We start from the raw sequence: 533 nt of genomic DNA, 5'->3' as shown, positions 1-533 counted from the left end.
GCGGCGCGGAGGACGACGGGACGGCGCTGGTCGCGCTGTGGGCGGAGCCGGGCGTCGTCCACGCCGCCTTCCAGGGGCCGGCCGGCGGCTTCCTGCTCGCGTCCTGCGCGGCGCTGGACGGGCGCTACGCCGCCCTGTCGCCCGCTTGGCCGGCGGCGCCTTTCGAGCGGATGGTGCGCGACCTGTGGGGCTTGACCGCGGTGGGCGGGGCGGACGCGCGTCCGTTGCTCGACCACGGGCGCTGGGCGGTGTCGGCGCCGCTCTCGGCGCAGCCGCTGCCGCGCGGCGCGCCGCCGTTCCAGCCGGAGTTCGCGCCGCCTGCGACGGGCGGGGAGGGGCTGCACCAGATCCCGCTCGGCCCGGCGCGGCCGGTGCCGCTGGGCGCCGTCCACCTCCGCCTGCACGCGCTGGGCTCCACCGTGGCCGCGATGGAGGCGCAGGGCGGGTACGGGCACCGGGGCGTGGTCGGGCTGATGCTGGGGCGCTCGCCGAGCGCGGCGGCGCGACGGCGCCGTTCCACTGGATACGCAACG

At 79.7% G+C, this 533-nt stretch carries 1 pseudogene; it reads left to right on the top strand.

The annotated features are described in order from the left end of the window. Window positions 1–533, top strand: a pseudogene (locus ABD067_RS24905) (hypothetical protein); the annotation flags it as partial.

This window comes from Craurococcus roseus (genome assembly GCF_039523795.1).
Lineage (GTDB): Bacteria > Pseudomonadota > Alphaproteobacteria > Acetobacterales > Acetobacteraceae > Craurococcus > Craurococcus roseus.
The sequence above is the reverse complement of the archived record's forward strand: the minus strand, read 5'-3'. Positions and strand labels throughout refer to the sequence as shown.